The following is a 23200-nucleotide window of genomic DNA, read 5'->3' as shown; positions in this document are numbered from 1 at the left end:
TTCAAACTTAGACTGTGCTGCGGTAGGATTCGTCTCGTGGCCATGAGGCAGAACTGACATGCAAGGCCGTGAAATGAAGGTTAAGACCGACCAGCTCACACCTCAAATCATCGCCAGCTACTCGGTGGGAGCGACGGTGCAGACCGTTCTGGATCGGTTGTTTGCGAAGATAAGTTCAGAGGAATATCCGCTGAATGCGCGCCTTCCGTCGGAACGGGCGCTGGCTTCGGAGATGGGGGTGGCCCGCAACACGGTGCGCGAGGCGCTGGACGTCCTGGAAACCCGCAAGGTCATCAAACGGCGTCCCGGCAGCGGCAGTTTCGTGACCTATCGCTCGGAAGACGTGCCGGAGCGGGGAGACAGCTCGGTGGCAATGGAGACCAGCCCATTGGACCACCTTGTGGTGCGCGGCATCCTCGAGCCTGAAATGGTTCGCCTCGCCGTCATCAACATGACGCCGCGCGAGGTGTGGGACCTTGAACAGCTCATGTCGAAGATCGAAAACGTGCATACGGACGTTGCCGCTTTCGTGAAATGCGAAGAGGAAATCTACCGCAAGATCGCCGAGGGAACGCACAACCCGCTGCTGGCATCCTGCTACAATCTGACGATCGAGGCCTGCCGGGTGAGCTTTCGCACCACGCTGCTTCGCCGGCACCTGTCGCCGAAGCGGATCCTCGAATACCAGCAGCGCTACAACGCTCTGTTCAATGCGATAGCCTCTCGCGACGTGGAGCGCGCCGTCGAGTTCATCAAGCTGCACCTGATCGAGGAGCAGAAGCTATTTCTGCAGGAGTGATTCCGGCGTCCGTCCCTGCAGGGCGGTTCCGTTCCCGCTCGATCGCAGGCGCTGTTCCCAGAGCTGCCCCAGATCCGACATTTCCTGCTTGAGCAGGCCGCCGTGGCGTTTCAGCCAGCGCGGGATCGAGCCGAAGGCGGCAATCTTCGCCTTGCCGTTTTTCAGCGTCACCACCGGCCAGTCTCCGACCAGCGCGTTGTCGATCCCGAACATGCTCTCGCCCCACCAATGCGCCGGGCCGAACGCGTGGGTGACATGCCCAAGCTGCTTCATTGCCGCCAGCACGGATGGAGAATTGACGCTGTTGCACTTTTCGACCGCCGCATGCCAGATATCCAGGATCGCGACATATTCCCAGCTCACCGCGGTCCAGGTGCCGGGGAAGCGGTGGTTGTATTCGTCGAAGAAGCCCTTCGGCTGGTTGAAGAAAAACGTCTTGTCCGTCAGCTTTTCGTCATCGAAATCCGGAAACTGGAAAACGAAACCTTCCATGAATTCAACGGACGTTCGGGCCACGAGCTGGTCGTAATAATCCAGCGTGCAGGATATGATCTGTCCCTTGAACCCCTGCGCGTGGGCATACTCGGTCATGGCATGGACCATAGGCGTATAGCTGGTGCACCAGCATAGGATGTCGGCGTTCGAATCCAGCATCGGCTGCACGATTGCGGCAGCATCGGTCATGTCGGGATCATACTGGATTTCCTTGGCGATCCCGACATTGGCGGCCTTGAAGGCCGCGCGATAGGTCGCGAGCGAAGGAAGGCCGAGCGCATCGGACTGGCTGCAGATCGCGACGGTCCGCAGCTCCGGCCTTGCATGAGCCAGCCAGTCCACCCCGGTCACGTTGTAGATCGGATGCGTTTCACTGGGGGCGATCAGGTAAGGCGTATCCGGCGACAGGTCGCTGGGCAGCAAGGTGGAGGTCAGGACTTTGCGATGGGTCAGGTAATCCCGTATCTGCGCGATCGTATCTCCGCCCAGCATCATCAGCAGCTTGACGTCATGCTGTTCCACCAGATGGCGCGCGCCCTCCGCGGCGCGCCCGGCATCGTAGTCGCAATCATATTCGACGATCTTTATCGGATAGCGGCGCCCGTTGATCAGCAACCCGCCGGTCTTGTTCAGCCAGTCCTCCCAGATTCGGCAGCCATGCAATCCGGGCAGGCCCCACGACTCCGCCTGACCGCTAAGCGGGGCCAGGAAGCCGATGTTCACTGCGTTCGGCATGCCGACAGACAGCCGGGGCAGGAGACTGGAAACCGCGAGTTGATGGGCAAAGCTGGAATTCTGCATGTCTGTAGATACCACCAAAAGCCGGGAGCTCCATCCTGATCGCGCGAAATTTTTCTTCCTCACAGGAAACTCGGTTGACAAATTGGCATATCGGCAGGCAACATAAACTGGACCAGAGGAACCAATAATCAAATTTGGTCTATACCAAAAAGGAGGAACCCATGACAGCCAAGCGTGTCGCCGTAATCGGAGCCGGACCGTCGGGTCTGGCGCAGCTGAGGGCATTTCAATCGGCCGCCGAGAAGGGCGCGGACATCCCGGAAGTCGTCTGCTTCGAGAAGCAGGCCAACTGGGGCGGCCTTTGGAACTACACCTGGCGCACGGGCCTCGACCAGTATGGCGAGCCCGTCCACGGTTCGATGTACCGCTATCTGTGGTCGAACGGCCCCAAGGAGGGCCTGGAGTTCGCCGACTATTCCTTCGAGGAGCATTTCGGCAAGCAGATTGCCTCCTATCCGCCGCGCGCGGTCCTCTTCGACTATATCGAGGGCCGGGTGAAGAAGGCCGGCGTGCGCAAGTGGATCCGCTTCGAGACGGTCGTGCGCATGGTGACCTGGAACGAACAGACCAGGAAATTCACCGTCACCGTGCAGGACCTGCCGAAGGATCACTGCTATTCCGAGGAATTCGACAACGTCATCGTCGCCTCGGGCCATTTCTCGACCCCGAACGTCCCCGAATTCCCCGGCTTCGACCGCTTCAACGGCCGCATCCTGCATGCCCACGACTTCCGCGACGCCCGCGAGTTCATCGGCAAGGACATCCTGATCGTCGGCACCAGCTATTCGGCCGAGGACATCGGCTCGCAGTGCTGGAAATACGGCGCCAAGTCGATCACCAACTGCTATCGCACCGCGCCGATGGGCTTCAAATGGCCCGACAACTGGGAAGAGCGGCCGCTGCTGGAGAGGGTCGATGTCAACACCGCCACCTTCAAGGACGGCTCGACCAAGCGCATCGACGCGATCATCCTGTGCACCGGCTACAAGCACCACTTCCCGTTCCTGCCGGACGACCTGCGGCTGAGGACCGCCAACCGGCTGGCGACCGCCGACCTCTACAAGGGCGTCGCCTATGTCCACAATCCGGCGCTGTTCTATGTCGGCATGCAGGACCAGTGGTTCACCTTCAACATGTTCGATGCCCAGGCCTGGTGGGCGCGCGACGTGATCCTCGGCCGCATCAAGCTGCCTGCCGACAAGCAGGCGATGATCGCCGACGTCGCGGACCGCGTCGCCGGCGAGGATGCCGGCAAGGACTCCCATGACGCGATCGAATACCAGGGCGAATACGTCAAGGAACTGATCGCCGAGACCGACTACCCGAGCTTCGACGTGGACGGCGCCAACGCGGCCTTCTTCGAGTGGAAGGAGCACAAGAAGAAGGGCATCATGGAGTTCCGCAACCACTCCTACCGCTCTGTCATCACCGGCACGATGGCGCCGGCGCACCATACGCCGTGGAAGGATGCGCTCGACGACTCGCTGGAATCCTACCTGCGCACCGCAGAGGCTGCCGAGTAAGGCCAGACGGCCTAGCTACGAGACATGCAATGCCGCCCCACCGGGGCGGCATTTTGCTCTTTTGAGGCCTATCCGCTGGAGCGACGAAGCGCTCGGCCATGGCGCCGCGGGTGCCCTTCGTCGAACGAGGCCGTTGCATCTTGATGCCGGATGGCAACTGCGCCGCGCCCGAAAGCCCCCTCACCGTCACGGCTTCGCCGTGCCACCTCTCCCCCACTTCATGGGGGGCGAGGAACCCAGGTTCTGTGGGGGTCGCCCCTTTCCCAACGCAACAAATGCGATCGGCATCGAGTTCGGCGAACGGTGTTTGCGATCTACGCGGATGGCGTTTCCTCGCCCCCGTGGGGGCGAGGAACCCAGGTTCTGTGGGGGCCGCCCTTTCCCAACGCAGCAAACATGCGATCGGCATCGAGTTCGGCGAACGGTGTTTGCGATCTACGCGATTGGCGTTTCCTCGCCCCCACGAAGTGGGGGAGAGGTGGCGCGGCGCAGCCGTGACGGAGAGGGGGACTACGGACGCGAAGGGCGAAACGTGCGAGGTCAGACCTTGGACCTCACACCCAGACGAGTTGCCCCGTAGGCAACTCGTCCCGTCTTCTACGAACTCAGGCTCGGGCCGCGGTTCTTCTCGCTGGCGTAGAGCGCGACCGCCATGGCGCGGTTGCGGACGTCGAGCTTGTCGTAGAGATTCTTGAGATGGTACTTGACCGTGTTCTCCGAGATCCCGGTGCGCGCGGCAATCTGCAGATTGGTCCAGCCGTCGGCGAGAACCGATAGCAGCTCGCGCTCGCGCGTCGTCAGCCTCGACAGCGGCGTGTCGTTGATCTTCGACACGTCCATGTAGGGAATGCAGATGCGGCCGTGCGCGACCGCCACCAGCGTATCGAACAGGATCGCCGGATCGTCGAACTGGTAGCAGAAGCCCTGGACGCCGAGCCGTACGCACTGCTTGAGGATGGCGACGTCGTGGTCGTTGGAGAAGATGACCACGCGCGCATGCAGCGAGCGTCGCTGCATCTCGGCCAGCACCTCGCCGCCGTCCATGTCAGACAGCTTCCAGCCGAGCACGGCAATGTCGAAGGCCGGCTGCGACGCCGATGCTGCCTCGATGAAGGCCTTGCCCGTCTGGACGCTCTCGACCAGCTCGAACCGGCTGTCGCGCGACAGCATGTCGCCAAGCGCGGCGATCACCAGCGGATTGCGCTCGGCGATCAAGACCTTGAACTTCTTATCTCCGGCCACGGACACCACCTCAATCCCGATGCCTTGGCGCTGACCTTTCCATTCGGCGTTCATGTTCCTCCCGCCTATGCTTCTGCGCCCACCTCTTCCCTAGTCTTACGCGCGTTGCCGGCCGGGCTCCTGCCCCTGCGCGACCTTCGCCATCCTCCATGGCGACGCTGATTAGCGATTGCGCAATTCATAACATGAATGATTTTTTCCTTCCAGTGCAATCAGTCATTTCGACGCGGTTGCCGATCTTGAGCCGGCGAAGGGCGGCCTGGCGCCAAAACCACCCATCCGGGTAGGTCGCGCTCGTCCGGTCGGATGCGCCGCGGCCGGCCAACCTCCGACCCGGTCCGGTATCCGGCGAACTTTCCTCTCAGGGTGCGACGAAATGGCTTGACGCCGCCTCGGATTCGGACAAACTTTACCTTGAGGAAAAAAAGAAGCCTAAGCGGAAAAACATGCGTACCACGAAACCGAGGAGGTCGGCGTGGGCGACGGGCAGTCTTTTAGCTAATGGGGAACTGAACCAATGAGCGCTGTAACGGACATCAGTCCGGCGGAGACCGCCGGCCAACTTCATCGAACCATCGACTGGCGAGGCGCCTTCTGGGTTGCCAGCGGCGTGCCGCCCCTCGTCCTGTTTTCCATCGGCGGCATCGCCGGCACCGCCGGCAACATCGCCTTCGCGATCTGGATTTTCTCCATGCTGATGGGGTTCATCCAGTCCTTCACCTACGCCGAGATCGCCGGCCTGTTCCCGAACAAGTCGGGCGGCGCCTCGGTCTATGGCGCGACCGCCTGGCTGCGCTATTCCAAGTTCGTCGCGCCGCTGTCGGTATGGTGCAACTGGTTCGCCTGGTCGCCGGTGCTGTCGCTCGGCTGTTCGATCGCGGCCGCCTACATCCTCAATGCGCTGGCACCGATCCCGGGCTTCACCGAGACCTCGCCGGAGGTGCTGCAGTACATGGCGGCAAATGTCGGCACCAGTGCGGCCGATGCCGTGGCAGCGGTGACCGCCGCCGCGACGCCCGGCATCCGCACCTGGACGCTCTACAGCCACTCGCTGGGCCCGGTCGGCTTCTCGCTCAACGCCACCTTCTGGATCGGCGCCGTCTTGATGCTGCTCACCTTCGCCATCCAGCATCGCGGCATTCTCGGCACCGCAGCCGTTCAGAAGGTAGTCGGCCTGCTGGTCATCGTGCCGTTGCTGATCGTCGGCATCGTTCCGATCCTGACCGGCCAGATCAACTGGGACAACTATTCGCCCTTCGTGCCGCTGGCCGCAGCCTATGCGCCTGAGCCGGGCTCATGGAACGTCGCCGGCTGGACGCTGGTACTCGGCGGCATGTTCATCGCGGCGTGGTCGACCTACGGCTTCGAGACCGCCGTCTGCTACACCCGCGAATTCAAGAACCCGGCAACCGACACCTTCAAGGCCATCTTCTATTCCGGCCTGCTCTGCATGCTGCTGTTCATGATCGTGCCCTTCACCTTCCAGGGCGTGCTCGGCCTCAACGGCATGCTGGCCACCCCGATCGTCGACGGCTCCGGCGTTGCCGACGCCCTCGCCGGCATGGTGGGCGGCGGCGGACTGGTGAAGACGCTGCTCGTCATGCTGATGATCCTGGCGCTGCTGCTCGCGATCATGACCGCCATGGCCGGTTCGTCGCGCACCCTCTACCAGGGTTCGGTCGACGGCTGGCTGCCGCGCTACCTCAGCCACGTCAACGAGCACGGCGCCCCGACGCGGGCGATGTGGACCGATCTCGTCGCCAACCTGTTTGTCCTGGCCATCGCCTCGGCCGACGCGACGAGCTTCTTCTTCATCCTCGCCGTGTCGAACTGCGGCTACATCATCTTCAACTTCCTCAACCTGAACTCGGGCTGGATCCACCGCATCGACAACGGCCACATCCAGCGGCCGTGGCGCGCCCCGACCTGGCTGATCACGGTCGGTGCCCTGTTTGCCTACGTCAACGCCATCTTCATGGGCGCCGGCGCCAAGGTGTGGAACCCGATGGCCCTGTGGGCCGGCCTGTTCACCGCGGCCCTGATCATCCCGGTGTTCTGCTTCCGCCACTACATCCAGGACGGCGGCAAGTTCCCGGAGCACATGCTCGAGGATCTCGGCATGCAGCAGAGCGACCTTCGCGTGAAGAAGGCGGGCATCCTGCCCTATCTGACGCTGATCGCCGGACTGGCCGTGGTACTGATATCCAACTGGTTCTTCGTGCTCTGACACGCCGAACCCAACAACGATAACGACGACTGACGGTCCCGTGCCGAAAGGCACGGGACCTTTTGCCAAGGTCGGGGAACGACCATGAGCACGACGACGACTACACACGGCGACACGGGCGACGGCCAGCTCCACAGAACCATCGACTGGCGCGGCGCCTTCTGGGTCGCCAGCGGCGTGCCCGCGCTGGTGCTGTTCTCGATCGGCGGCATCGCCGGCACGACCGGCACGCCGGCCTTCCTGATCTGGACAGCCTCGATCATCCTCGGCCTGATCCAGTCCTTCACCTATGCCGAGATCGCCGGGCTGTTCCCGTCCAAGTCGGGCGGCGCCTCGGTCTACGGCGCCACCGCCTGGCTGCGCTACTCCAAGTTCATCGCGCCGCTGTCGGTGTGGTGCAACTGGCTGGCCTGGACGCCGGTGCTGTCGCTCGGCTGCTCGATCGCGGCTGCCTACATCCTCAACGCGCTGGCGCCCATCCCGGCCTTCGGCGATACCTCGCCCGAGGTCGTCGCCTGGCTCGCCGACCCGTCCAATGCCGGCAAGGCCGCAGCCGACGCCATCGCCGCGCTGACGGCGGCCGCCACGCCCGCCATCCGCACCTGGACGCTCTACCAAGGCACGCTCGGCCCGGTCAGCTTCTCGCTCAATTCGGTGTTTTTCATCGGCGTCGTGCTGATGCTGGCGACCTTCGCCATCCAGCACCGCGGCATCCTCGGCACCGCCAACGTCCAGAAGTTCATCGGCCTGGTCGTCATCGTGCCGATGCTGATCGTCGGCGTCGTGCCGATCCTCACCGGCCAGATCAACTGGGCCAACTACTCGCCGCTGGTGCCGCTGGCCGCGGCCTATGCGCCGGAGCCTGGCACCTGGAACGTCGCCGGCTGGACGCTGGTGCTCGGCGGCATGTTCATCGCCGCCTGGTCGGCCTACGCCTTCGAGACGGCCATCTGCTACACCTCGGAATTCAAGAACCCCGGCCGCGACACGGTGCGGGCGATCTTCTACTCGGGCCTGCTGTGCCTGGCGCTCTACACGCTGGTGCCGTTCACCTTCCAGGGCGTGCTCGGCCTCGAAGGCATGCTCGCCGGCCCCATCGTCGACGGCTCGGGCGTCGCCGAGGCCATGGCCGAGATGGTCGGCGGCGCCGGCTTCGTCACTTCGATCATGGTCATGCTGATGATCCTGGCGCTCATGCTGTCGATCATGACCGCCATGGCGGGTTCCTCGCGCACCCTCTACCAGGGCTCGGTCGACGGCTGGCTGCCGCGCTATCTCAGCCACGTCAACGGCCATGGCGCACCCACCCGCGCCATGTGGACGGACCTGATCTTCAACGTCTTCCTGCTCGCCATCGCCGCGGCGGACGCCACCAGCTTCTTCTTCGTGCTGTCGGTGTCGAACTGCGGCTACATCATCTTCAACTTCCTCAACCTCAACTCGGGCTGGATCCACCGCATCGACAACGGCCACATCCACCGGCCGTGGAAGGCGCCGACGATCCTGATCGCGGTCGGCGCCCTGCTCTCCTACGTCAACGCCATGTTCATGGGCGCCGGCGCCAAGGTGTGGAACCCCTGGGCGCTGTGGGCCGGCTTCATCGCGGCCGCCCTCATCATCCCGGTGTTCTGCTACCGCCACTACGTCCAGGACGGCGGCAAGTTCCCCGAGCACATGCTCGACGACCTGGGAATCAGGCAGGAGGATCTCAAGGTGCGCAAGGCGGGCATGCTGCCCTATCTCACCCTGGTCGCGGGCGTCGCCGTGGTGCTTCTGGCCAACTGGTACTTCGTCATCTGAGGAAACGACCGCACTTTCAAGCGGGGAGGCCGGCGCAAGCCGGCCTTTGCTGTTTTATGGTGCTGCTTCAGACTCCTACGAAAGAACGCTCACATCACACGTCCCGGCTAATATTTCTTTCTATGAAACATTCTTGCATTCTGGTTGACTTCCCCGAGCCGCTCTTGCTATAGATTCAGACGGGAAAATTCAGCGCGAATAGCTGGCCGGATGTCGCATCCGAAGCTACAAACCGACGGCACGTGCCGTAGGGATGGCAGCGCTCGCCTGGGAGGAATTGCACGGACATGACGACGGTAATCGATGGCAAGGCAGTAGCCGCCGACGTGGTGGCAAAGGTCAGGGTCGCGGCAGATGAACTGATCGCCTCGACCGGCGTGACCCCCGGCATTGCGGTGGTCATCGTCGGCCAGGATCCGGCGAGCCAGGTCTATGTCTCGTCCAAGGGCAAGAAGGCCAAGGAATGCGGCTTCCACTCGGTCGAGCACGCGCTGCCGGCGGAGACCACCGAATCCGACCTGGTCGCACTTATCCAGAAGCTCAATGCCGATCCCGCGATCCACGGCATCCTGGTGCAGCTGCCCCTGCCCGACCACATCGACGCCGGCAGGATCATCCAGACCATTTCCGCCGACAAGGACGTCGACGGCTTCCACTTCACCAATGTCGGCAAGCTCGGCACCGGCGAACTCGACACTGCCTTCGTGCCCTGCACGCCCGCGGGCTCCATGCTGCTCATCGAGCGCGCGATCGGCCGCGATCTGTCGGGCCTCAACGCCGTGGTGGTCGGCCGCTCCAACATCGTCGGCAAGCCGATGGCGAACCTTCTGCTCAACGCCAACGCCACCGTCACGGTCGCCCACAGCCGCACCAAGGACCTGCCGGCGCTGTGCCGCACGGCCGACATCCTGGTGGCCGCTGTCGGCCGCCCGGAGATGATCAAGGGTGACTGGGTAAAGCCGGGCGCAACCGTCATCGACGTCGGCATCAACCGCCTCGACGGCGGCGCCAACGGCAAGTCGAAGCTGGTCGGCGACGTCGACTATGCCGGCGCTGCCGAACAGGCCGGCGCGATCACGCCCGTGCCTGGCGGCGTCGGACCGATGACGATCGCGCTGCTGATGGCCAACACCGTGGCCTCCGCCTATCGCACCGCCGGCAAGCCCGCGCCGCGTTTCTGATCCGGACGCCTTCGGGCTGCCTGAAAAAATCGAACCAACTCAAGGGAAGAGAGTCATGGCCGAATTCAAGACCGACATCGAGATCGCGCGCGGCGCCAAGAAGAAGCCGATCCAGGAGATCGGGGCGAAGATCGGCATTCCGACCGAGCATCTTCTGCCCTACGGCCACGACAAGGCGAAAATCTCGGCCGAGTTCATCGCCAACGCGCGCAAGGGCAAGGACGGCAAGCTGATCCTGGTCACCGCCATCAACCCGACGCCGGCCGGCGAAGGCAAGACCACGACCACGGTCGGTCTCGGCGACGGCTTGAACCGCATCGGCAAGAAGGCCGTGGTCTGCATCCGCGAGGCCTCGCTCGGGCCCAACTTCGGCGTCAAGGGCGGTGCCGCCGGCGGCGGCTATGCCCAGGTCGTGCCGATGGAGGACATGAACCTCCACTTCACCGGCGACTTCCACGCCATCACCACCGCCCACAACCTTCTGTCGGCGCTGATCGACAACCATATCTACTGGGGCAACGAGCTCAACATCGACACCCGCCGCGTCGTCTGGCGCCGGGTCATGGACATGAACGACCGGGCGCTGCGCGAGATCAACTGCTCGCTCGGCGGCGTCGCCAACGGCTTTCCGCGCGAGGCCGGCTTCGACATCACCGTGGCCTCGGAGGTCATGGCGATCCTGTGCCTCGCCACCGACCTCAAGGACCTCGAAAAGCGCCTCGGCGACATCATCGTCGCCTATCGCCGCGACAAGTCGGCCGTCTATGCCCGCGACCTCAAGGCCGACGGCGCCATGGCGGTGCTTCTGAAGGATGCCGTGCAGCCCAACCTGGTGCAGACGCTGGAGAACAACCCGGCCTTCGTCCATGGCGGCCCCTTCGCCAACATTGCGCATGGCTGCAACTCGGTGGTCGCCACCACCACCGCCCTCAAGCTCGCCGACTATGTCGTCACCGAGGCCGGCTTCGGCGCCGATCTCGGGGCGGAGAAGTTCTTCGACATCAAGTGCCGCAAGGCGGGGCTCAAGCCGGCGGCCGCCGTCATCGTGGCGACGGTGCGCGCCATGAAGATGAACGGCGGCGTCAAGAAGGAGGACCTCGGCAAGGAGGACGTCGAGGCGGTGAAGAAGGGCTGCGCCAATCTCGGCCGTCACATCGAGAACGTGCGCCAGTTCGGCGTGCCGGCGGTGGTGGCGATCAACCACTTCTACTCGGACACCGACGCCGAAATCCAGGCGATGAAGGACTATGTCGCCAGGATGGGCGAGGAGGCGATCCTGTGCCAGCACTGGGCCAAGGGCTCGGCCGGCATCGAGGAGCTGGCCAAGAAGGTGGTCAGCCTCGCCGAAAGCGGCGCCTCGCAGTTCGCCCCGCTCTATCCCGACGACATGAAGTTGTTCGACAAGATCGACACCATCGTCAAGCGCATCTACCGCGGCTCGCAGGCGATCGCCGACAAGTCGGTGCGCGACCAGCTGCATGCCTGGGAGGCGGCCGGCTACGGCAACCTGCCGGTGTGCATGGCCAAGACCCAGTACTCGTTCTCGACCGACCCGAACCTGCGCGGCGCGCCCGTCGACCACGTGGTGCCGGTGCGCGAGGTGCGCCTGGCCGCCGGCGCCGGCTTCGTCGTCGCCATCTGCGGCGAGATCATGACCATGCCCGGCCTGCCCAAGGCACCCTCCTCGGAGAAGATCTTCCTCAACGAACAGGGCCAGATCGAAGGCCTGTTCTGAGAGCGACAGCTCGAAAAAGCTCGGCCGCCGCGAGAAATCGCGGCGGCCGATTTTTTTGGCGATGTGCTCAGAAGATCGCGTCGACAGGCAGGCCGAGCGCCATCGCCCCGGCGTAACGGGCCTGCGGTCCGGCCTGCAGCGGGTGGAAGCGGGCGCCCTGCATGTCGCGGAAGCGGCGCTCGAGCCCGCGATCGCGGTAGAACGACGACCCGCCGGCGAGTTCCATGGCGAGTTCCACCACCTCCAGGCCATGGCTGGCGACCAGCGAGCGGCCGATCATCACCTCGTTGACGATTTCAGCCGAGGGCGCGTTGCGTTCGGCCTCCTCGACCATGGCGCGATGCGCCAGTTGGGCGGCGCGCAGGGCCGTCTCCATGCGCCCGGCGAGATTGAGCGCGGTCTCGCTTGCCGGCTTCTTGCGGGCGATCTCGACGGCGATGTCGCGGGCGCTTTCGGCAATCCCGAGATAGACCGAGTAGATCAGCGGGAAGGCAATGGTGGCGATGATCTGGAACACCGGATGCCAGTGGCCAGCAGCACGCGAGAAGGCGACGGAAGCATCCGGGATGAACAGGTTGTCGATGACGACGTCGTTCGAGCCGGTGCCGCGCATGCCCAGGGTGCGCCAATTGTCCATGACCGTGACCTCCGGCGCCCGCATCGGCACGCCGAAATGGATCACCTTTTCGGTGCCGTCCTCGGCGCAATGGATCGCGCCGGTCATCAGGATGTCGCCCGCGATCGCGCCCGAGGTGAAGACCTTGCGCGCGGCGATGCGGTAGCCGCCCTCGACCTTCTCGGCCTTGCCGGAGCCGCCGATCCAGTCGGACCCGCCGCTGGAGAGGAGGATGATCCTCTCGGCTGCCACGCGCTTGAGCAGCGGCTCGACGGCGGCGACGTTCTGGTGGCGCCAGCGCCAGGCCGGGATGGCCACCTGGTGGGTGTGCATGGCGAAGGCGAGCGCGGTCGAACCGCATGAATGCGCCATGATGCGCAGCATCTCGCTGAGCTCGGCGACATCGGCCCCGCCGCCGCCCAGTTCGAGCGGCACACCGGCCTGGACGAGCCCGGCTTCCTTCAGAAGCACGTAGTTGTCGGCGACGAAACGGTCGCCCTCGTCGAACTTGGGAGCACGTTCGGCAAGGACGGGAGCGAGGTCATGGGCCACGCCCACGACATCGGTCGGGATCTGAGTTGCGGCACCTGTGCTTCCCGTCGTCATGTTTTCAAGACTTCTCATCAAGTCGTCTCCTGGTTGACCGGCAGGTCGGGGCGGAACATCGCGCCAACGACCGGCCGGGTCCAGTTCAGGAACTGAATCGGCCAGCCCGTCAGTCAACCCTATGGGCTAGGTGCGGAAAGCCGGCATTTGCGCTATAAGGTCCGGTCCCCCCTGCGACTGGTGCGAGATGAGCGATCGCGGCGGATATGGCCAATTCTGTCCGGTTTCGATGGCGTCGGAGGTCCTCTGCACGCGCTGGACGACCTTGGTCGTGCGCGAAATGCTGATGGGATCGAGCCGTTTCAACGATCTTCGCCGCGGCGTGCCCAAGATGTCGCCGGCTCTCTTGTCCAAGCGGCTGAAGGAGCTCGAACGCGCCGGCGTGGTGCAGACCGAGCGCGGCGCCTCGGGCAGCGTCGAATACCGCCTGACCGAGGCCGGCGAGGACCTGCGTCCGGTCATCCTCGGCCTCGGCGAATGGGGTCACCGTTGGGTGGAAAGCCAGCTAACCCTCAGGAATCTCGACCCTTCGCTCTTGATGTGGGACATGCGACGCAACCTCAACCCGGAGCCGTTGCCGCCGCAGCGCTGCACGATTCACTTTCTGTACCCCGAGGTGAGCAAGGCGCAGCAGAACTGGTGGCTGGTGGTCGACGAAGGCACGGTCGACCTCTGCAATTCCGACCCCGGCTTCGAGGTCGACCTGCAGGTCACCGGCTCCTTGCGCAGCATGACGGCGGTGTGGATGGGCCTCGCCCGGCTGAGCCAGGAGATCGATTCCGGCAGGCTGGAACTCGACGGCGACGACCGCATCGCCCGCGCCATGCAGGCCTGGCTCGGCCTGAGCAGCTTCGCGCCGGTGTCCCGCCGCGTGCCTTAGTTCGACGCTTCCCCTGCTTTTGCCCAGGCCTGGTACTCCTGCATCAGCGGCTCGAGTTCCTCCATCGCCGGAAACTCGTGAAAACTCCTGACAGCGCCGGTCTCGGCGAAGGACAGCCTGGTTTTCGTGAAGGTCTCCATGAACGGGCGGAACCAGGCCGTGTCCTCCAGCATGGTCGGCCGCACGTTGACGAACCAGTCGACGCCCTCGACGCGGGTGAACATCCAGGACTTGCAGTAATCGCAGAAATGATGGTGCAGCTCCTCGCCATGCGCGCCGCCGACGACGGTCTCGCCCTTGGTGACGGCAAAACCGTCGGCCGGCACGATCGCCGTCAGCGAATAGGCCGAGGACGACATCTTCTGGCAGCCCGGGCAGTGGCAGGCGGCGGTGGCGATGGGCGGCTTCGACACCTCGATCTCGACCCGGCCGCAGCGGCAGGAACCCTTGAGCGGCAGCGGAATGGACGACATGACGGGCTCCTTGTCTGATGCTTGTCGCATCATGCGATGCCGGCTGTCCGAAGCCTAGGGCCACGTTCGCCGTTTCGGTGCGGCGCGCCATCGCAGGCGGGGCGATCAACGACCGACCACTTCCTATTTGTGCTGGGCAATCACATCAAGGAGCATCGGCGCCCTCATACCCCCACCCTCGGTCCCTCCCCACAAGGGGGAGGGAGGCGAGCGTCGCCGCTTTGGCGAAAACATCAAGGATTGGCGCAAGGTGGAGCTGGCGCCAGATTCCACTCCCCCTTGTGGGGAGGGGCTAGGGGTGGGGGTGACCAGCCGGCACAAGCTGCCTGACGCGGTGCCCCTCCCCGCCAGAACAAGAACCGTCGCGTCAGGCGGCGATCAGGGCGCGCGCCTTGAGGATCTCGACGCAGGCGTTGGCGGCTTCCTTGCCCTTGACCTTGAAATGGTCGAAGAAGAAGCGGTGATGCTCGGCGCTGTCGTGGTAGTTGTGCGGGGTGAGCACCGCCGACAGCACGGGCACGCCGGTCTGAAGCTGCACGTTCATCATGCCGTCGAGCACCGCGTGTGCCACGAAATCGTGGCGGTAGATGCCGCCATTGACGACGAAGGCCGCTCCGAGGATCGCCTGGTAGCGGCCGGTCTCGGCCAGCGTCTTGGCAAACAGCGGGATCTCGTAGGCGCCGGGCACGTCGTAGACGTCGACGGCGATACGTCCGCCCGACAGTCTTTCAAGCTCGGCACCGAATGCCTTCACGCATTCGTCGACGATGTCGGCATGCCAGCGGGCGCGGATCACGGCGACGCGGCGGGTATCGAAGTCTTTCGGGGATTGCTGATTCATGGGTCCATCCTTCCGTTTCGAACCAGAATCAGGACGCACGACACGGACTTCCGGCGGCATGCGCCACCGCTCGTCCCATCGTTCTCTTCCATCCGGACTATGACCGTCGGCTCCGGAATCGCACCGGATCTGCTGACCCTTCCATTGCCGGAAGGCGCTCGCGGGCTTGGGCCGAAACCCTTACCGCCGGTGGGGACTTTCACCCCGCCCTGAGAACATATTTGCCCTCTCGATATGCCGGGGGCCGGCGGGACTGTCAACGGCAGGAATAATAGTTTCAGCTATCTGGCTATCGGCCGGGCCGGGTTGCCGACCACGGTCGCACCCGCCGGCACGTTCTTGGTCGCCACCGAACCTGCGCCGACGATGGCGTCATCGCCGATCTCGATGCCGCCGAGGAGGATGGCGCCGCCGCCGATCCAGACATTGTCGCCGATCGTGACCGGGCGGCCGATCTCCAGGCCGGCACGGCGTTTGACCGGGTCCCCGTGATGCTCGGGGCAATAGACCTGCACGTTTGGCCCGAACATGGTGCCCTTGCCGATGCGCACGGGTGCCGTGTCGAGGATCGTGCAGCCGGCATTGAGGAACACGTTTTCGCCGAGATGGATGTTGAAGCCGTAGGGGCAATGGAACGGCGCCTCGATGCGGCAGCCGGCACCAACCGAACCGAGCAGGGCGCGAAGTGCGGGCGCGATGTCGCCGCGCGCTGCCGGCGGCAGCGAATTGTGCTCGAAGACGGCCTCGGCGGCGGTCAGGCGCAGCGCGTCGAGTTCGGGATCGAGGCAAGTGTACCACTCCCCCACGGCCATCTTGTCGCGTTCGCTGAGAGCCATGTTCGCGGCCCTTTCCATCTCGCCCAGCCAACCACAGAATGCACCATGCTGCAAAGGTCGAAGTCGCCCGCCTCTGGCGAAAGCATCTGGCTGTGCTAGCCTTCGGGCGAAGTGCACTTCCGGTCACGGCCACGGGGGACAACGGATGGCGACGTTCTACCTGCTCGCACTGCTCATCGGAATTGTTGCCGGCCTGAGGGCCATGGCCGCCCCGGCCGCCGTCGCCTGGGGCGCCTGGCTCGGCTGGCTGCCGGTCGCCGGCACATGGGCGAGCTTCATGGGCCACTGGATAGCAGTTGCGATCTTCACCGTGCTTGCGCTGGTCGAACTCGTCACCGACCAGCTGCCGTCGACGCCGAGCCGCAAGGTGCCGCAGCAGTTTGGCGCCCGCATCCTGACCGGCGCGCTGTCGGGCGCCGTCATCGGCACGGTGGGCGGGGTGGTCTTCGGCGGGCTGGCCGCCGGCATCATCGGCGCGATCCTCGGCACCCTCGGTGGTGCCGCCGCGCGTGCAAGCCTGGCCAACGCCTTCGGCAAGGATCTGCCGGCGGCACTGGTCGAGGATGCGGTGGCGATCCTCGGCGCGCTCTGGATCGTGAGCCTCGTCGCATGAGCGTGGCCAGGAAATTCGACGCCATCATCATCGGCTGCGGCCAGGCCGGGCCGCCGCTGGCCGGCCGGCTGACGGCGGCGGGCCAGACGGTGGCGCTGATCGAGCGCAAGCTGGTCGGCGGCACCTGCGTCAACACCGGCTGCAAGCCGACCAAGACCATGGTGGCGAGCGCCTATGCCGCCCACCTCGCCCGCACCGGCGCCGACTATGGCGTCTCGACCGGCACTGTCTCCGTCGACATGAAGGCGGTGAAGGCCCGCAAGGACAAGGTGACGGTCGATTCCCGCGCCAACCTGGAAGACTGGATCGGTGGCATGAAGGGCTGCACGCTCTATCGCGGCCATGCCCGCTTCGAGGGGCCGCACGAGGTGCGCGTCGGCGACGAATTCCTCCATGGCGAGCACATCTTCATCAATGTCGGCGGCCGCGCCAACATCCCCGACATGCCCGGGGTCAAGGACATCACCTATCTCACCAACACCTCGATGATGGAGGTCGACTTCCTGCCGAAGCATCTGGTGGTGGTGGGCGGCAGCTATGTCGGCCTGGAGTTCGCCCAGATGTTCCGCCGTTTCGGCGCGCAAGTGACCGTGGTGGAGAAGGGCCCTCGGCTGATCTCGCGCGAGGACGAGGATGTTTCGGAGGCGGTGAAGGGCATTCTCGAGCACGAAGGCATCGCACTCAGGCTCAATGCAGAGTGCATCAGCTTCGCCCCGCATCCAGAAGGCGTCACCGTCGGCGTCGACTGTACCTCGGGCGACCGCGCAGTGACCGGCAGCCACGTGCTGCTCGCCATCGGCCGCAAGCCCAACACCGACGATCTCAACCTCGACAAGGCGGGCGTGGCAGTGGACAAGCGCGGCTTCGTCGAGGTCGACGACCAGCTCAGGACCAACGTCCCGCACATCTGGGCAATGGGCGACTGCAACGGCAAGGGCGCCTTCACCCACACCTCCTACAACGACTTCGAGATCGTCGCCGCCAACCTGCTCGACGACGACCCGCGCAAGGTCAGCGACCGCATCGAGGCCTACGCGCTCTACATCGACCCGCCGCTCGGCCGCGCCGGCATGACCGAGACCGCCGCCCGCAAGAGCGGCCGCAAGGTGCTGGCCGGCCAGCGGCCGATGACGCGCGTCGGCCGCGCCGTCGAAAAGGGCGAGACGCAGGGCTTCATGAAGATCCTGGTCGACGCCGACACCAGTGAGATCCTCGGCGCCTCGGTGCTGGGCACCGGCGGCGACGAGGCGATCCATGCCGTGCTCGACCTGATGTACGCGAGAGCGCCGATCGAAACGCTGCAGCGCGCCGTGCACATCCACCCGACGGTGTCGGAGCTTCTGCCGACGATTGCGATTGAGCTGAAGCCGCTGAGCTAAGTGCCGCGCGGACGCAAGAGGCCGGCACGGCACTTGTTCGGGATGGAGCAGCGCTCAGCCTTCGATGGCCGCGCGCGCCTTGGCCTCCAGCCATTCGGCCATCTGGCGATAGGGAACCGGGCCGTAGCTGATGCGGGCGACGCCGAACTCAGTGAGCTTCGCCTTCGGCGGCACGTGGGCGAGCGCGATGATGTTGACCGGCAGCTCGACCTCGCGGCAGAGCCGGCCGATCAGCTTCTCGTCACCCAGGCCGGGCGCGAAGAAGCCGTGTGCACCCGCCTTGGCATAGGCACGAGCGCGCTCGACGGCCTCGTCGACATGCTTTTCGACATGGGTGTCGGGCTTGTTCTTGAGGAAGATGTCGGTGCGGGCATTGATGAAGGCCGGCACGCCCGAGGCCTTGACCGCAGTGGCGGCCGCTGCCACGCGCTCAGCCTGGAGCGCGATGTCGTGCAGGCCGCTGCCGCCGACGACCTGGTCCTCGAAGTTGAAGCCGATGGCGCCCGCCTCGATGGCGCGTGTCACAGATTTCGCAACCTTTTCCGGCTCGACGCCGTAGCCGCCCTCGAGGTCCATCGTAACCGGCAGGTCGACGGCCGCAACGACGCGCCTGATGTTGTCGAGCGCGAGGTCGAGCGGGATCTTCTCGCCGTCGGTGTAGCCGAACGCCATCGCCACCGGGGCGCTGCCGGTCGCGATCGCCTTGGCCCCGGCCCTTGCGACGATGGCCGCGCTGCCGGGATCCCACGCGTTGTAGAGCACCACGGGATTGCCCTTCACATGCAGGGCGTGGAAGGCTTTCGCCTTGTCGATCTGGCTGGTCATGGAATCTTCCTCGCGTATGCGGGTTCGAGAGGTTCGCAGCCTACCAGCGTGGCACGGCTTCAGCATGGCGCAGAACACGGTATCGACGTGGCCAGAGCCGCGGGTGTGAACCGCTGTCTGGTCGGGACCATCGCGGCAGTTGCTAGGTCACGGCATGGATGCCCGGGTCTCCGCAGTTCGCCTCGCTCTTGCTCCGCCCGAGGATGACGAAGGGATGGGGTTCCTCGCCAATCGCGGACGTCGGAGATTGGCGGTGGCGTCCACTCAGGTCGTCATCCTCGGGCGGAGCAGGAGCGAAGCGAACTGCGGAGACCCGGGGATCCATGCCGTGAGGTAGCAGCAACTGTTGCGGCCCAGGTCGAGGGACCGCCCCTCCCCCGTAACGCCAGACGGCAAGCGTCAGTCCTCGTTGGGTTCGGCGGCGAGCAGCCTGTTCTCCAGCCGTTCGAGCAGCGCGACCGCGATCTCCAATTCGCGCTCGTTCTCGCCGGCCAGCAGGTCGTTGCGAAGGCGCTCGAATATCCGCTCGATCTCGACCACGCGGGCGCGGCCGGCATCGGTCAACGACAGGATCTTGGCCCGCCGGTCGTCGGGATCTTCCCTGCGCGTGATGAGCCCGTCGGCCACCAGAATATCCACGGTGCGCACCAGCGACGGCCCCTCGAGGCCGAGATGATCGGCCACCACGCCCTGGCGACGGTTGTCGCCCAGGCGCGACAGGGTGACGAGCGGCATCGCGGTGGCATGCGACAGGCCGCAATCGTCGAGCGCGCGGTCGGCCGCCCGCCGCCACAATCTGGCGACGGCGATGAGATGCTTGCCTAAACTGGCGCGCGCGGCGGCCCCATTGGACATCCAAAAAAGATAGCATATTATCTATTAGGATGCGATCAGATTCTTGCTCGGGGCGCCGTGGTGATGGCCGAGGAGACATGCCCGAACGTCCGGCAGGACGATCGCAACCGGCGCCGCCCGTACGGGCCGCATCGAACCGATTGACAATTTCGCAGGTAATCAAAATGGCAGAACTTCAGAAAAGCGGGAGCGGCGGCTGGCTCCTGGTTCTATTCGGTCTGCTCATGGTCATCATCGGGGCACCGCTCGTCTATGGCGGCATCCAGCTGATCGGCCTGGGCGGATCGTGGTATTACGCGCTCGCCGGCCTCGGCGTCATCGCCTCCGGCATCCTCTACGTCATGCGCCGCAAGGCGGGCCTCTGGCTCTACGGCTTCGTTTTCCTGGCGACCGTCGCCTGGGCGATCTGGGAATCCGGCCTCGAATTCTGGCCGCTGATCCCGCGTCTCGTCGCACCGGCCGTCATCGCCATCCCGGCGCTGTTGCTCGCCCCGCTCTTCCCCACCAGCAGCGGCAAACGCGGGCCATTTGCTCTCGCCGCCCTGCTGGTCGCAGCACTCGCCGCCACCGCCTTCTACGGTTTTGCCCCGCATGGGGTGACCCGCAACGCGCTGGCCTCTGCCGAGCCCGCGCCGACCGTCCCCCCGGCTGCTGCGAGCGCCACCGACTGGCGCCACTACGGCCGCACGCCGGCGGGCACGCGTTATGCGCCGATCGACCAGATCAACCGCGACAATGTCGACAAGCTCGAGGTCGCCTGGACCTTCCAGTATGGCGATACCCCGCAGGGCACGGCACAGGACCAGAACACGCCGCTCTTCGTCGGCGACACGCTCTACACCTGCTCGCCCAACAACATCGTCCATGCGCTGAACCCGGATACGGGCGAAGTGAAATGGAAGTTCGACCCCAAGGCCAAGTCGCCGCTGTGGCAGCGCTGCCGCGGCGTGAGCTACTACCAGCCTGGCCCGGCTGCAGCGCAGGCTGACACGCCTGCCCCCACAAATGCCTCCGCCCCGGCCGATCCGCTGGCCCCGGCTAGCCCGATCGCGCCGGCCACCCAGGTCGCCCAGGCTGCCAACGCCTGCGCGGCGCGCATCGTCATGACCACAATCGACGCCCGCCTGATCGAACTCGACGCCAAGACCGGCGAGCTGTGCCAGGATTTCGGCAATGGCGGCATCGTCGACCTCAAGCAGGGCATGGGCGAGGTCAAGGACGGCTTCTACTTCCAGACCTCCGCCCCGACCGTCACCCGCGACCTGATCATGGTCGGCGGCTGGGTGTGGGACAATGTCGAGACCGGCGAGCCCTCGGGCGCCGTGCGCGCGTTTTCGGCCCGCACCGGCGAGCTGGTCTGGGCCTGGGACCTCGGCAACCCGGCGATCACCAGGCTGCCGCCGGAAGGCGAGAGCTACACGCGCGGCACGCCGAACGTCTGGTCGACGCCGGCCTATGACGAAGCGCTCGGCCTGGTCTATCTGCCGACGGGCAACGCCACGCCCGACTTCTTCGGAGCGCATCGCTCGAAGGCCGCCGAGGACTACACCGCTTCGGTCGTCGCCCTCGACATCGCCACGGGTCGCGAGCGCTGGAAGTTCCAGACCGTGCACCACGACATCTGGGACTACGACGTCCCCGCCCAGCCTGCACTCTACGACGTGCCGGATGGCAAGGGCGGCACCGTGCCGGCGCTGATCCAGATCACCAAGCGCGGGCAGATCTTCATGCTCGACCGCCGCGACGGCAAGCCGATCGCCGAGGTCGAGGAACGCCCGGTGCCGCAGACCGGCGGCGTGCCGGAGGACTTCCTGTCGCCGACGCAGCCCTATTCGGTCGGCATGCCGCAGATCGGCGCCGAGCCCTTCACCGAGGCCAAGATGTGGGGTGCAACGCCCTACGACCAGCTCTACTGCCGCATCGAGTTCAAGAAGATGCGCTACGAGGGCGAATTCACGCCTCCCGGCCTGACCCGCTCGATCATCTTCCCGGGCTACTACGGTGGCATGAACTGGGGCAGTGCGGCGATCGACGAGGCCCGCGGCCTTTTGATTGTCAACGACATCCGCATGCCGCAGTTCGCCCAGTTGATGCCGCGCGAGACGACCGACAACTATGGCGGCTCGGCAGCCCATGACGGCCTGTCTCAGCAGAAGGGCACGCCCTATGGCGCGCTGAAGAACGGCTTCATGTCGCCGCTCGGCGTCCCCTGCCACCAGCCGCCCTACGGCACCTTCACCGGCATCGACCTGAAGACCCGTCAGATCGTCTGGCAGGTTCCGGCCGGCACGCTGGAGGATACCGGCCCGCTGGGCATGAAGACGGGTCTGCAGATCCCGATCGGCATGCCGACGCTGGGTGGCCCGATCGCCACCTCCGGTGGCATCGTCTTCTACGCCGGCACGCAGGACTACTACCTGCGCGCCCTCGACGTGGAGACCGGCAAGGAGCTGTGGAAGGGCCGCATGCCCGTCGGCGCGCAGTCGACGCCGATGACCTTCGTGTCGCCGGAAAGCGGAACCCAGTATGTGGTGATCTCCGCCGGCGGCGCGCGCCAGTCGCCCGACCGCGGCGACTACATCGTCGCCTACAAGCTGCCCAAGCAGAACTGAGTTCTCCAGGGCATCGTCTGGGCGCGAGATCCGTGTAAAAAGCTGATAACAAACGCACCGTCAACTTTTGTTGACGGTGCGTCGATCGTCAACTAAGGTTGACGCATGGATGACCTGGCTAAAATCACCATCCCGACCGATCCCGATGAAGCCTTGGCTGCTGTCGTCGCTTTGCGCCGATTGGCGGACAGGATCGAACGCGAGGCCGTGCGATCGGCCCTGCAGCAAGGTTGGTCGTGGTCGAGGATTGCCCAAGCACTCGGGATCACCAAGCAGGCCGCCCATAAGCGACTTTCGGACGTGGCGGAGAGCGACAGCTCCGCATAAGGGGAACTCGATGTTCAAAGGCATCAAATCAAAGCTCGACGACATGAACATTATCAAGCGTCTCTGCGAGCGGGCGGAAGCCCATGCCTTGCACGATCAGCAACGGGAGCCGGGGGCCGAACATTTTCTGTTGGCCGCCCTCGATCTTCCGGACGGCACGGCTCGTCTCGCCTTTGAGCGAGTAGGAGTGGAGCCAGACGCCCTGCAAGCCGCGATCGAACGGCAATATGGCGATGCCCTTCGGTCGCTCGGTCTGACAGCGGATGCACCGCATGAAACGTCGATTTCGGCAAATCCCGGCGCATATCAAGCGGCACCCTCCGGGCAGGCAGTCATGCAGGAGTTGGCAGCAACCCGGAAACACCATGCCCCATTGCTCGGCGCCCATGTCGTCGGCATCGTCGCGGGAATGTCGCAGGGTGTGGCGCCGCGTGCACTCCGTGCCTTGGGCGTTGATCCCGCCACGCTAAAATCGGCTGCCGACGGGATAGTCGAAACAATCGGCCCCGCCCGCTGATCTCCATCGCTCTCCGT

20 protein-coding genes and 1 riboswitch are annotated in these 23200 nt (G+C 65.0%); of the genes, 12 read left to right on the top strand and 8 right to left on the bottom strand.

Annotated features, from left to right (window positions below; genetic code table 11):
* Nucleotides 1-58: 58 nt before the first annotated feature.
* On the top strand, nt 59-799 hold the full coding sequence (locus AmiPiv_RS08295; protein ID WP_340036873.1) for a FadR/GntR family transcriptional regulator: 741 nt from the start codon (nt 59-61) through the stop codon (nt 797-799).
* Here AmiPiv_RS08295 and AmiPiv_RS08290 read toward each other — a convergent pair.
* Entirely contained in the window at nt 782-2095 is a 1314-nt protein-coding gene (locus AmiPiv_RS08290; RefSeq protein WP_340036872.1) for an ABC transporter substrate-binding protein, read from the bottom strand. The two genes, AmiPiv_RS08295 and AmiPiv_RS08290, sit on opposite strands and share 18 nt — an antisense overlap.
* 161 nt (nt 2096-2256) lie before the next feature.
* Here AmiPiv_RS08290 and AmiPiv_RS08285 point away from each other — a divergent pair, with 161 nt between their 5' ends.
* Nucleotides 2257-3618 carry an NAD(P)/FAD-dependent oxidoreductase gene (locus tag AmiPiv_RS08285; RefSeq protein WP_340036871.1) on the top strand — a complete coding sequence of 454 codons (1362 nt, stop codon included), beginning with the start codon at nt 2257-2259 and terminating at the stop codon, nt 3616-3618.
* 597 nt (nt 3619-4215) lie between these two features.
* Here AmiPiv_RS08285 and AmiPiv_RS08280 read toward each other — a convergent pair.
* Nucleotides 4216-4869 (bottom strand): LuxR C-terminal-related transcriptional regulator, encoded by a 654-nt coding sequence (locus AmiPiv_RS08280; protein WP_445206927.1) that lies wholly within the window; start codon nt 4867-4869, stop codon nt 4216-4218.
* 508 nt (nt 4870-5377) lie between these two features.
* On the opposite strand from AmiPiv_RS08280, the gene AmiPiv_RS08275 reads away from it, so the two are divergent.
* The 4 genes from AmiPiv_RS08275 (at nt 5378) to AmiPiv_RS08260 (ending at nt 11803) form a co-directional block, all read left to right on the top strand.
* Nucleotides 5378-7087, top strand: coding sequence for an APC family permease (locus AmiPiv_RS08275; RefSeq protein WP_340036869.1), 1710 nt, complete (start codon nt 5378-5380; stop codon nt 7085-7087).
* 84 nt (nt 7088-7171) lie between these two features.
* Nucleotides 7172-8887 carry an APC family permease gene (locus tag AmiPiv_RS08270; protein ID WP_340036868.1) on the top strand — a complete coding sequence of 572 codons (1716 nt, stop codon included), beginning with the start codon at nt 7172-7174 and terminating at the stop codon, nt 8885-8887.
* Nucleotides 8888-9174: 287 nt separating this feature from the next.
* Nucleotides 9175-10068, top strand: a complete 894-nt coding sequence (gene folD / locus AmiPiv_RS08265) for a bifunctional methylenetetrahydrofolate dehydrogenase/methenyltetrahydrofolate cyclohydrolase FolD (RefSeq protein WP_340036867.1) — start codon at nt 9175-9177, stop codon at nt 10066-10068.
* A gap of 55 nt (nt 10069-10123) precedes the next feature.
* Nucleotides 10124-11803 (top strand): formate--tetrahydrofolate ligase, encoded by a 1680-nt coding sequence (locus AmiPiv_RS08260; protein ID WP_340036866.1) that lies wholly within the window; start codon nt 10124-10126, stop codon nt 11801-11803.
* Nucleotides 11804-11870: 67 nt separating this feature from the next.
* Here AmiPiv_RS08260 and AmiPiv_RS08255 read toward each other — a convergent pair whose 3' ends face one another.
* The gene (locus AmiPiv_RS08255) at nt 11871-13043 is read right to left on the bottom strand and encodes an acyl-CoA dehydrogenase family protein (protein ID WP_445206919.1); all 1173 of its coding nucleotides are present in this window, start codon (nt 13041-13043) and stop codon (nt 11871-11873) included.
* Nucleotides 13044-13212: 169 nt separating this feature from the next.
* Here AmiPiv_RS08255 and AmiPiv_RS08250 point away from each other — a divergent pair, with 169 nt between their 5' ends.
* Complete coding sequence (locus AmiPiv_RS08250; protein ID WP_340036865.1) at nt 13213-13905, top strand: winged helix-turn-helix transcriptional regulator; 693 nt, start codon at nt 13213-13215, stop codon at nt 13903-13905.
* On the opposite strand, the gene AmiPiv_RS08245 is transcribed toward AmiPiv_RS08250, so the two are convergent.
* The 3 genes from AmiPiv_RS08245 to AmiPiv_RS08235 all read right to left on the bottom strand — a co-directional run bounded on the left by AmiPiv_RS08245 (nt 13902) and on the right by AmiPiv_RS08235 (nt 16055).
* The gene (locus AmiPiv_RS08245; RefSeq protein WP_340036864.1) at nt 13902-14378 is read right to left on the bottom strand and encodes a GFA family protein; all 477 of its coding nucleotides are present in this window, start codon (nt 14376-14378) and stop codon (nt 13902-13904) included. The genes AmiPiv_RS08250 and AmiPiv_RS08245 overlap by 4 nt on opposite strands.
* Nucleotides 14379-14745: 367 nt before the next feature.
* Nucleotides 14746-15219: a 6,7-dimethyl-8-ribityllumazine synthase gene (locus AmiPiv_RS08240; RefSeq protein WP_340036863.1), complete on the bottom strand. Its 474-nt coding sequence runs from the start codon at nt 15217-15219 to the stop codon at nt 14746-14748.
* 76 nt (nt 15220-15295) lie between these two features.
* Nucleotides 15296-15440, bottom strand: a riboswitch (FMN riboswitch).
* A 60-nt stretch (nt 15441-15500) separates the two neighbouring features.
* Nucleotides 15501-16055: a sugar O-acetyltransferase gene (locus AmiPiv_RS08235; RefSeq protein WP_340036862.1), complete on the bottom strand. Its 555-nt coding sequence runs from the start codon at nt 16053-16055 to the stop codon at nt 15501-15503.
* Between the two features lie 145 nt (nt 16056-16200).
* Between AmiPiv_RS08235 and AmiPiv_RS08230 the strand changes: the two genes are divergently transcribed.
* Complete coding sequence (locus AmiPiv_RS08230) at nt 16201-16668, top strand: DUF4126 domain-containing protein (RefSeq protein ID WP_340036861.1); 468 nt, start codon at nt 16201-16203, stop codon at nt 16666-16668.
* The gene (locus AmiPiv_RS08225; RefSeq protein WP_340036860.1) at nt 16665-18047 is read left to right on the top strand and encodes an FAD-containing oxidoreductase; all 1383 of its coding nucleotides are present in this window, start codon (nt 16665-16667) and stop codon (nt 18045-18047) included. Before AmiPiv_RS08230 ends, AmiPiv_RS08225 begins: the two co-directional genes overlap by 4 nt.
* A gap of 54 nt (nt 18048-18101) precedes the next feature.
* Here AmiPiv_RS08225 and AmiPiv_RS08220 read toward each other — a convergent pair whose 3' ends face one another.
* Nucleotides 18102-18872, bottom strand: coding sequence for an isocitrate lyase/PEP mutase family protein (locus AmiPiv_RS08220; RefSeq protein WP_340036859.1), 771 nt, complete (start codon nt 18870-18872; stop codon nt 18102-18104).
* Nucleotides 18873-19271: 399 nt separating this feature from the next.
* The gene (locus tag AmiPiv_RS08215) at nt 19272-19727 is read right to left on the bottom strand and encodes a MarR family winged helix-turn-helix transcriptional regulator (RefSeq protein WP_340036858.1); all 456 of its coding nucleotides are present in this window, start codon (nt 19725-19727) and stop codon (nt 19272-19274) included.
* 164 nt (nt 19728-19891) lie between these two features.
* Here AmiPiv_RS08215 and AmiPiv_RS08210 point away from each other — a divergent pair, with 164 nt between their 5' ends.
* From AmiPiv_RS08210 to AmiPiv_RS08200, 3 genes are all read left to right on the top strand, one after another.
* A complete protein-coding gene (locus AmiPiv_RS08210) occupies nt 19892-22339 on the top strand; it encodes a membrane-bound PQQ-dependent dehydrogenase, glucose/quinate/shikimate family (RefSeq protein ID WP_340036857.1) in 2448 nt (815 codons plus the stop codon).
* 105 nt (nt 22340-22444) lie between these two features.
* Complete coding sequence (locus tag AmiPiv_RS08205; RefSeq protein WP_340036856.1) at nt 22445-22666, top strand: hypothetical protein; 222 nt, start codon at nt 22445-22447, stop codon at nt 22664-22666.
* A 10-nt stretch (nt 22667-22676) separates the two neighbouring features.
* Nucleotides 22677-23183, top strand: a complete 507-nt coding sequence (locus AmiPiv_RS08200; protein WP_340036855.1) for a Clp protease N-terminal domain-containing protein — start codon at nt 22677-22679, stop codon at nt 23181-23183.
* Nucleotides 23184-23200: the final 17 nt, after the last annotated feature.

It is taken from the genome of Aminobacter sp. Piv2-1 (genome assembly GCF_037625995.1).
GTDB lineage: Bacteria > Pseudomonadota > Alphaproteobacteria > Rhizobiales > Rhizobiaceae > Aminobacter.
Note: the sequence above shows the minus strand (reverse complement) of the source record. Positions and strands in the feature narration are given on the sequence as shown.

Excerpts from the sequence above, each read along its gene's own strand:
- AmiPiv_RS08295 (WP_340036873.1), top strand. The coding sequence starts at position 59 with ATGCAAGGCCGTGAAATGAAGGTTAAGACCGACCAGCTCACACCTCAA.
- AmiPiv_RS08290 (WP_340036872.1), bottom strand. The coding sequence starts at position 2,095 with ATGCAGAATTCCAGCTTTGCCCATCAACTCGCGGTTTCCAGTCTCCTG.
- AmiPiv_RS08285 (WP_340036871.1), top strand. The coding sequence starts at position 2,257 with ATGACAGCCAAGCGTGTCGCCGTAATCGGAGCCGGACCGTCGGGTCTG.
- AmiPiv_RS08275 (WP_340036869.1), top strand. The coding sequence starts at position 5,378 with ATGAGCGCTGTAACGGACATCAGTCCGGCGGAGACCGCCGGCCAACTT.
- AmiPiv_RS08270 (WP_340036868.1), top strand. The coding sequence starts at position 7,172 with ATGAGCACGACGACGACTACACACGGCGACACGGGCGACGGCCAGCTC.
- folD (WP_340036867.1), top strand. The coding sequence starts at position 9,175 with ATGACGACGGTAATCGATGGCAAGGCAGTAGCCGCCGACGTGGTGGCA.
- AmiPiv_RS08260 (WP_340036866.1), top strand. The coding sequence starts at position 10,124 with ATGGCCGAATTCAAGACCGACATCGAGATCGCGCGCGGCGCCAAGAAG.
- AmiPiv_RS08255 (WP_445206919.1), bottom strand. The coding sequence starts at position 13,043 with ATGAGAAGTCTTGAAAACATGACGACGGGAAGCACAGGTGCCGCAACT.
- AmiPiv_RS08250 (WP_340036865.1), top strand. The coding sequence starts at position 13,213 with ATGAGCGATCGCGGCGGATATGGCCAATTCTGTCCGGTTTCGATGGCG.
- AmiPiv_RS08245 (WP_340036864.1), bottom strand. The coding sequence starts at position 14,378 with ATGTCGTCCATTCCGCTGCCGCTCAAGGGTTCCTGCCGCTGCGGCCGG.
- AmiPiv_RS08240 (WP_340036863.1), bottom strand. The coding sequence starts at position 15,219 with ATGAATCAGCAATCCCCGAAAGACTTCGATACCCGCCGCGTCGCCGTG.
- AmiPiv_RS08235 (WP_340036862.1), bottom strand. The coding sequence starts at position 16,055 with ATGGCTCTCAGCGAACGCGACAAGATGGCCGTGGGGGAGTGGTACACT.
- AmiPiv_RS08230 (WP_340036861.1), top strand. The coding sequence starts at position 16,201 with ATGGCGACGTTCTACCTGCTCGCACTGCTCATCGGAATTGTTGCCGGC.
- AmiPiv_RS08225 (WP_340036860.1), top strand. The coding sequence starts at position 16,665 with ATGAGCGTGGCCAGGAAATTCGACGCCATCATCATCGGCTGCGGCCAG.
- AmiPiv_RS08220 (WP_340036859.1), bottom strand. The coding sequence starts at position 18,872 with ATGACCAGCCAGATCGACAAGGCGAAAGCCTTCCACGCCCTGCATGTG.
- AmiPiv_RS08215 (WP_340036858.1), bottom strand. The coding sequence starts at position 19,727 with ATGTCCAATGGGGCCGCCGCGCGCGCCAGTTTAGGCAAGCATCTCATC.
- AmiPiv_RS08210 (WP_340036857.1), top strand. The coding sequence starts at position 19,892 with ATGGCAGAACTTCAGAAAAGCGGGAGCGGCGGCTGGCTCCTGGTTCTA.
- AmiPiv_RS08205 (WP_340036856.1), top strand. The coding sequence starts at position 22,445 with ATGGATGACCTGGCTAAAATCACCATCCCGACCGATCCCGATGAAGCC.
- AmiPiv_RS08200 (WP_340036855.1), top strand. The coding sequence starts at position 22,677 with ATGTTCAAAGGCATCAAATCAAAGCTCGACGACATGAACATTATCAAG.